5 protein-coding genes, 1 tRNA gene and 1 riboswitch are annotated in these 5972 nt (G+C 42.5%); of the genes, 3 read left to right on the plus strand and 3 right to left on the minus strand.

Annotated features, from left to right (window positions below; all coding sequences use genetic code 11):
• Window positions 1-2 precede the first annotated feature (2 nt).
• Window positions 3-75: transfer RNA gene (locus tag QNJ66_RS25540), tRNA-Phe, on the minus strand.
• A 125-nt stretch (window positions 76-200) separates the two neighbouring features.
• Window positions 201-296, plus strand: a riboswitch (TPP riboswitch).
• A gap of 7 nt (window positions 297-303) precedes the next feature.
• On the opposite strand from QNJ66_RS25540, the gene thiC reads away from it, so the two are divergent.
• From thiC to QNJ66_RS25555, 3 genes are all read left to right on the plus strand, one after another.
• Window positions 304-1683, plus strand: coding sequence for a phosphomethylpyrimidine synthase (gene thiC, locus QNJ66_RS25545; RefSeq protein WP_300511478.1), 1380 nt, complete (start codon window positions 304-306; stop codon window positions 1681-1683).
• A 347-nt stretch (window positions 1684-2030) separates the two neighbouring features.
• The gene (locus tag QNJ66_RS25550) at window positions 2031-2597 is read left to right on the plus strand and encodes a cysteine hydrolase family protein (protein ID WP_300511479.1); all 567 of its coding nucleotides are present in this window, start codon (window positions 2031-2033) and stop codon (window positions 2595-2597) included.
• A gap of 50 nt (window positions 2598-2647) precedes the next feature.
• Window positions 2648-3265, plus strand: a complete 618-nt coding sequence (locus tag QNJ66_RS25555) for a hypothetical protein (protein ID WP_300511481.1) — start codon at window positions 2648-2650, stop codon at window positions 3263-3265.
• On the opposite strand, the gene ltrA is transcribed toward QNJ66_RS25555, so the two are convergent.
• Both ltrA and QNJ66_RS25565 read right to left on the minus strand, forming a co-directional pair.
• Window positions 3255-5039: a group II intron reverse transcriptase/maturase gene (gene ltrA, locus QNJ66_RS25560; RefSeq protein ID WP_300511482.1), complete on the minus strand. Its 1785-nt coding sequence runs from the start codon at window positions 5037-5039 to the stop codon at window positions 3255-3257. The genes QNJ66_RS25555 and ltrA overlap by 11 nt on opposite strands.
• A gap of 634 nt (window positions 5040-5673) precedes the next feature.
• A partial coding sequence (locus tag QNJ66_RS25565; RefSeq protein WP_300511483.1) for an IS200/IS605 family accessory protein TnpB-related protein occupies window positions 5674-5972 on the minus strand: 299 nt, incomplete at its 5' end.

Raw genomic sequence — 5972 nt, forward strand, 5'->3', positions numbered from 1 at the left:
AATGCCAGGAGGCGGACTTGAACCGCCGACACGAGGATTTTCAGTCCTCTGCTCTACCAACTGAGCTATCCCGGCTAAAGCACTTATTTATTTAGCGCTTAACAAGCATAACAAATTTTTTTGACCAATGCAAGAGTTTGGCTGAAAAATTTTTAGCTGGTCAAACGCTCAAAACAGAGAAACATAAATGTTAGAATGTGATCCATAGCTAGGGGTGTCTGTGGAATAAGGCTGAGAAAAACCCTTAGAACCTGAGACTGGGTAATACCAGCGTAGGGAAGCTGTTTATAGAGGTATCAAAGTATGAGAACACAATGGGTTGCCAAGCGTAAGGGACAAAGCAATGTCTCTCAGATGTATTACGCACGTCAGGGCGTTATTACTGAAGAAATGGACTATGTAGCCAAACGGGAAAATCTACCCCCTGAATTAATCCGTGAAGAGGTGGCACGGGGACGGATGATTATCCCTGCAAACATTAACCATACTAACTTAGAACCCATGTGTATTGGGATTGCTTCTAAGTGTAAGGTGAATGCTAATATTGGTGCGTCTCCCAATTCGTCTGATTTAGATGAAGAGGTGGCTAAACTGAATCTAGCGGTTAAATATGGTGCTGATACGGTGATGGACTTATCCACCGGTGGGGGAGACTTAGACACCATTCGCACTGCTATTATTAAAGCGTCTTCGGTTCCCATTGGGACTGTTCCCATCTACCAAGCTTTAGAAAGTGTTCACGGTAAGATTGAAAACCTTACCCCTGATGATTTTCTGCATATCATCGAAAAACACGCCCAACAAGGGGTAGATTATATGACCATTCATGCAGGTATTTTAATCGAACACCTGCCTCTAGTTAGAAGTCGTTTGACGGGTATTGTGTCTCGTGGGGGTGGTATTATTGCTCGTTGGATGTTACACCATCATCAGCAAAATCCTCTTTATACCCACTTTGATGAAATTATCGAAATTTTCAAGAAATATGATGTTTCTTTTAGTTTAGGGGATTCTTTACGCCCAGGATGTACCCATGATGCTTCTGATGAAGCACAACTGGCAGAATTAAAAACTCTTGGACAACTCACCCGTCGCGCTTGGCAACATGATGTACAGGTGATGGTAGAAGGACCAGGCCATGTACCGATGGATCAAATTGAGTTTAATGTGAAAAAACAGATGGAAGAGTGTTCTGAAGCACCTTTCTATGTGTTGGGTCCTCTGGTGACAGATATTGCTCCAGGTTATGACCATATTACCTCGGCGATCGGTGCTGCTATGGCGGGTTGGTATGGTACGGCCATGTTATGTTATGTGACTCCTAAAGAACATTTAGGGTTGCCCGATGCAGAAGATGTCAGAAATGGCTTAATTGCTTATAAAATAGCAGCACACGCAGCCGATATTGCTCGTCATCGTCCAGGGGCCAGAGATCGGGATGATCAACTGTCTGAAGCTCGTTATAATTTCGATTGGAACCGTCAGTTTGAGCTATCTTTAGATCCTGATCGAGCTAAGGAATATCATGATGAAACGTTACCCGCAGACATCTACAAAACGGCTGAATTTTGTTCTATGTGTGGTCCAAAATTCTGTCCTATGCAAACGAAAGTAGATGCAGATGCTTTAACAGAATTAGAAAAATTCTTGGCTCAAAAAGACAGAGAAAAAGTTGCTCCCTAGCACTCTATTGTGGGGTGGGTTAGACGATTAGAATTTAGCTTCCCTGCTTTCATCCCGATCCATAGCGACAGCTATCGGTCGGGGTTCTTGTTTTTGTGTGGTTGGGTTGAATTATAGCGGTTTTCAATTGGGTGTATCAAGATTTTAGTTAAGTTGAGTGTGGGAAGTGTGGGGGGAATTGTCATTTCCCTCCTTAGTCTATTGATATGAAAACTGCTATCAGAAGAAATTAAGAAAAAATTAAAGAAAACAAAGTTAATAAGATGTTAACCCAAATGGAAGGGTTATTGCTTTACTATTACCAGTAGCCTTGCTATCTGTATAGATTATCCAAAGGGGAAAAGAAGTTGAAATCAGCCCTAATTCTCATTGATATCCAAAAAGACTACTTTCGAGACGGTTACATGGAGTTATTTGGCATGGATTGGGCAGCCCAAAACGCAGGCCAGTTGCTAAAATACTATCGGGAAAATCACTTACCCGTTTTCCATATACAACACGTAACCAAAGGGGAACCGAATGCTGCTCCTTTTGTAGAGGGAACCCCAGGAGCCGAAATAGATGACAGTGTCAAACCCCTTGAAGGTGAATCAATCATCTCTAAATATTATCCCAATAGCTTCAGAGAAACTAACCTACTGCACGAACTCAAAAAGATAGAAGTCGGAGAATTAGTCATCTGTGGTGCGATGACTCATATGTGCGTCGACTCTACCACCCGTGCAGCAGCCGATTTAGGATTTCAATGTGTCGTCATTCACGATGCTTGTGCCACCAAAGACCTTGTTTTTCGTAATCATTTAATTCCAGCTAGAGAAGTCCATTGCACCATCCTCAGTGCCTTAGAAGTTGCCTATGCACAGGTTCTTAGTCTGCAGGAATTTTTGGCACAAAAAACTATTCCGTCTGGCTAAGCTTAACGGAATTGATCAATAGCCAATATCATTAATAGAAGAGTAACCCCATGCCTTTGAATCATCAATCTGACTCCATAAAAGTCTTATCAAACTTTCTAGAGGAAAGATCACTCAATGACAAACCAACAGGACTACAACTAGAAGCTTTTCAACCCGAATTATTCCGTAAAAATGTCGAAGTTGCTATCTCTAAGCTAGAAGAATATTTAGCAGACAATTCGATCCGAGGCATTGATCTCACCAACCCTTATGAACTTTTAAAACAAGCCAAAGATATCATGAACGCCCCAAGCAACCCATTGGGTTCAGGGGAACAAGAAAAACTAGCAGCCATCCTTGACCTATACTTGAAAACAGGTATCGCCGTTCACTCCCCTGGTTATATGGGGCGACAATTTTCCGGTGTTATTCCCTTGGCCGGTATTATGGACTTGGTGAACTCCACCATTAACCAGCCATCCTCATTTTACGAAGCAGCACAGTTGCCCAACGTAGTTGAGGAAATCATGGCCAATGAATTAAACCAGTTCATCGGTTGGGAACCGGGAACCTTTGCGAGTAAAGTCAGTGAAGAGGTCGCCCCCTCCACTGCTCTCCAAAACGGTGCGTGCGACTTTCACCGCACACCGCTCCTCAGTCTAACGGCTGTTGTCATCAGCACGTAACCAGCATATCGTTTTCCCATCTGTAGTCATCTGGGATAATGGAAACCACGCGGTCGTAGCTGCCATCCGTTCTGGTCTTTTCATCATGGCAATGTCGATGGAGCAGTTGATAATTCTTGTATTCATTCTTACCGCCCTTTGAACGGGGAATGATGTGGTCAACTTCTAATAAATCTCCATCTCGGAAAAACAATTCGCAGTGGGCGCATTTCCCGTTTTGCTTCTTCAGCAAATAAGCCTGTCGATTTGGCATTTCTGGGTGCTTGCCCATTCTTGTACTCCAATAGATTAAATCGCCATCGTAGGGACTTTTACTCCCTTTGACTTTGACATGACGGACAATTGATGTTTCTGCGTGTCTTAGTAGCACCGCAGGGCAAGCCCCATCGGGTGATGTAGCAAATGTCCAATTGTTGCCACCTATGTTTTTGAAGTATTTGGATTTTACCCACTTACTTCCTTTCTTGCGGTGGCGTTTTATACCCCATTTCCAGAGCTTCCAGAACATCAGATGGTCAAGCCTTGAGAAGACTTTTTGACTTACTCCTATAGAGAAGTAATTGCACCAACCTCTGATAATAGGACTTAATTTCTGAATTAGAACATCTTGACGTTTGCTCTTATGGTCATTAATGACATCCTTTATCTTTTGGTAGTGCTTTTTCTGACTTTCTTTACTGGGGGTGATTATTGTCTTGAAACCAAGTAGCTTCCCGTTTACCCTTCCCGAGTTGAATTTATTCGCCTTATATTGGCGGATATTGAAGCCAAGGAAGTTAAATCCTGCTTCTTCGTTTTCTAGGTTTTCAAGGGTGTGAGCTAATCTTGTTTTACTTGGTTTTAGTTCCAGACCCATTTCTGCCAACCACTCCGACATCAGATTTTTGCAGCGTTTAACTACTGTCAAATCTTCGTGTAGGATAACAAAGTCGTCAGCGTATCTTATGACACTTACTGATTTTTGCTTCTTTTTCCAATTTATTTGGTGACCTTTGTGATTTCTCATGTCAAAGGTCAGTGCTAAATCCTTTATTATTTCTTCCATACCGTGTAGGGTTATGTTTGCCAAAAGAGGTGAAATAACTCCTCCTTGTGGCGTTCCCTCATCTGTCGGAAATAACTTCTTACTATCTACTACACCTGCTTTTAACCACGCTCGAATTTGTCTCCGAAACGTGGGGAAGGTGTTTAGTTTATGCAGAAGTTTTTCGTGGTTGATACGGTCAAAACACTTAGCAATATCGGCATCAAGCACGTATTTGGATTTTTGTTTTATAGCACTAAAGATGGCTGCTATGGCATCATGGGCTGAACGTCCTGGTCTAAACCCGTAGGAGTTTGGTTCAAACCTAGCTTCCCATTCAGGCTCTAGGGCTAGTTTAACTAACCCTTGTAAGGCGCGGTCATACATGGTAGGTATTCCCAAAGGTCGCTGTTCCCCATTAGGCTTGGGTATCCAAACCCTCCGAGTTGGTTTAACCTTTGTACCCAGTTTCAAATTGTTTACGAGCTTAATACGTGCTACTGGGGACAAGGATTTAACCCCGTCCACTCCTGCCGTCTTTTTTCCCTGATTATCTTGGGTAACTCTACGCACCGCTAAAACCTTGGCAGACCTTGACTTTACTAACAATTTTTGGAGTCTGCGAACTGCTTTGACATCTCCACGTTCAGACGCTTTGTAAATCCTCTTTTGCAACTTGTAAATACGTTTTTCCAGCTTGCGCCAGTTAACGTCTTCCCATTTATACTTCGCCAAATTTGGTGAGTTCATAACATATTTATTGCTACTTGTAGCTTTACATTCCGTTATACCGTGAGTCCGTCTGCTTGTCCTTACTATTACAGCAAGGCGTTTGCTTCTGACTCTATCTTTCCCTCCTGCTACCTACCTTATAGAAGTAGATTTTGCATCTTAGCTGATTACTTGACCAATCGACCTTGACCAAGAGTAAGCAGGTGGGTTACTTCGTTCCCGATGACCTTTGTTTTGTCTCTTTAGGAGGGATGCTCTTCACCGAGTCTTTGAGTGGCACTTGATTTGTCTTACCATACATAAAATCACTCTGACTAATGCCCTTTTGGGACTCCCAGTGTGTCAACCTGATTTCACTGGTTGGTGGTGACGGTGATTCATTCACATCCTTAGACCATGTTCTCCATAGAGACTTGCTCACGGGGTTTAGACACAGGTTGTCCTTTCCTTTCCGCTTTTATTCTCGCTTAAGGGATTGATGGCTAGTCGCTATCCTTGAGAATATGCTTTCAACTATGTGCCTTAGTGGTGGGACTTGCGCTTTCTAGGATACTGACGTTCACCTACAAGGTCATCGAGTTGTCATCTAGAGGGGATTAAAGTGCTTACTCAATCCTTAAGGATTACCCCCTAGTTGCCAGTCATCCCCCTGCTAGGAGCAGGTTTCGACTGAACGAATCGCACATGGTTGCCACCCTTCGGGTTTTTCACCAAATGTAGGTAGCCAATCATTATCTAGAAATGAAGCTTTAGAGGTATAACTTTCTTCAGTTTCAATAAACTTAATGCCGTATTGTTGGCACAATTGTTTAATTCGTTCTTTAAGTTTACCTGTAGGAATTGAAACAAAAGATTGATTGTTCTTTTTGCCTAGATTAACATTCTTTTTTTGTTCTTCATTCCAGCCAAAAACAACCACTCCAATTTGATGCTGAAGACAGTGATTAATAA

Source organism: Crocosphaera sp., from assembly GCF_030064895.1.
In the GTDB taxonomy this organism is placed as follows: Bacteria; Cyanobacteriota; Cyanobacteriia; order Cyanobacteriales; family Microcystaceae; genus Crocosphaera.

Coding starts and splice junctions, on each gene's coding strand:
- thiC (WP_300511478.1), top strand. CDS start 304: ATGAGAACACAATGGGTTGCCAAGCGTAAGGGACAAAGCAATGTCTCT.
- QNJ66_RS25555 (WP_300511481.1), top strand. CDS start 2,648: ATGCCTTTGAATCATCAATCTGACTCCATAAAAGTCTTATCAAACTTT.
- ltrA (WP_300511482.1), bottom strand. CDS start 5,039: ATGAACTCACCAAATTTGGCGAAGTATAAATGGGAAGACGTTAACTGG.